Origin of the sequence: Rhabdonatronobacter sediminivivens, from assembly GCF_013415485.1 — a bacterium.
Classification (GTDB): Bacteria; Pseudomonadota; Alphaproteobacteria; order Rhodobacterales; family Rhodobacteraceae; genus Rhabdonatronobacter; species Rhabdonatronobacter sediminivivens.
The window spans coordinates 1-1,610 of sequence record NZ_JACBXS010000110.1 but is presented as its reverse complement, the minus strand read 5'-3'; the positions used below and the strand labels follow the sequence as shown (position 1 = coordinate 1,610).

2 protein-coding genes are annotated in these 1,610 nt (G+C 61.6%); both read right to left on the bottom strand.

Features of this window, described 5'->3' with window-relative positions; all coding sequences use genetic code 11:
* Positions 1–237: 237 nt before the first annotated feature.
* Positions 238–549 (bottom strand): P-II family nitrogen regulator, encoded by a 312-nt coding sequence (locus HUK65_RS18340; RefSeq protein ID WP_179907707.1) that lies wholly within the window; start codon positions 547–549, stop codon positions 238–240.
* A gap of 4 nt (positions 550–553) precedes the next feature.
* The gene (locus tag HUK65_RS18335; protein ID WP_179907704.1) at positions 554–1,546 is read right to left on the bottom strand and encodes a sodium-dependent bicarbonate transport family permease; all 993 of its coding nucleotides are present in this window, start codon (positions 1,544–1,546) and stop codon (positions 554–556) included.
* Between the last annotated feature and the right edge of the window lie 64 nt (positions 1,547–1,610).

Sequence of the window (1,610 nt, the reverse complement as noted above, 5' to 3'; positions counted from 1 at the left end):
GCGCGGTGGTCGTGGTGGTAATCTCGGTGCTGGTGCTGATGACCGGCGTGTTCATGGCAGGTCTTGACCGCCATTGTCCGCCGACCTGAAGCCCGGAGGCGAGCCGCGGCGCGGTCGTTCATTGGGCTGCGATCCGGAGGGCAGCGTCCTCCGGAGAGGACTCCTCGTCAGCAAACCTTGGACACGCCCAAACAGCCGCAGACAGTTCATTCTATTCTCTGACGTTAGCCGATCTCGTCAGAACCGCTCCGCGCGAAGAACTTCACAGTCAGTGACGCTGATCACACCGATATGGCGTTCAAGAATGCCGCCAACAGCATCAAGCAGCGGCGCCAGACGTTCGGGGCGGATAATGCAGACCACATTGATCATGCCGCTTGCTCGGCTGACCTGACCTTCACGGCTCCAATTGCCGGAGCGCCCTGAGCCTCCCAGAACCGGCAGGATGGTAAAGCCGGTCACGCCGACCTCTTCGAGGGCGGTGGCCAGACGCCGCTCCATCACCGCCTCGATGGTGATCTCCACACGCTTGGCCTTGTGTGTCTGCATGATTTCAGCTTCCGGTCACCGCCTGCGCAATCGCCATGTAGATGGGGATGCCAAGCGTCAGGTTGAAGGGAAAGGTGATCCCCAGCGCCAGCGTCAGGTAGATCGCGGGATTTGCCTCGGGCAGCGCCACGCGCATGGCTGCAGGAACAGCGATGTAGGATGCCGAGGCGGACAAGGTCATCATCAGGGCCACACCTCCTGTGGAAAGGCCCAGCATCGCTCCCGCCGCCAACCCGAAGGCCGCACCTGTTAATGGCATGAGAATGCCAAAGGCAAACAATCCGGGGCGCAGCAGGCCGCGTGCTTCGCGCACACCCCGACCAGCGATAAGCCCCATATCCAGGAGAAACAGGCAGAGCACACCCAGGAACGGCGCCACAATGAAGGCTTCAATCTTCGCGAGCCCCTCTTGCCCCGTGATCGCGCCAATGGCGAAGGAACCGATCAGGAGCACGATAGAGCCATTGAGGAGGATTTCGCGCAGGATGCCGGATCCCAAGCCGCCGCCCCCATGGTCCGCGCCCCCGCTTGCGCGCGTAACCAGCCAGAGCGCGCTCAGGATCGCGGGCGCCTCCATCGCTGCTGCAACCGCGACCATATATCCCTCGGCCGCAATACCTGCTGAGGACAGGACCGAACTCGCGGCGACGAAGGTTACGATCGAGATCGAGCCATAATGCGCCGCGACCGCCGCCGCGTCGATGACAGACAGCCCTGTCATCGCTCTCAGCAGACCAAACGCAACGAATGGCAGGGCAAAAGACAGGATTACCCCGGCCATCAATGCAAGGATCAAGGTCGCATCAACGCCATGGTTTGCTAAGCTGACACCGCCCTTGAATCCGATGGCGAGCAGCAGATAGAGCGACATGCCCTTGGCGATGGCCTCGGGCACGCTCAACTCCGAACGCGCGAGAGCCGCGGCAAAGCCAAGGGCGAAGAACAGGATGATGGGCGAAAGCAGGTTTTCTGCAGCAAGTGCCAGAATTCCGTCCATAACGGTCCTCTTGGAAACCATTGGCTTGGCGCTGAGACCAGTCGGCGTTACGCAGGAAGGCTAG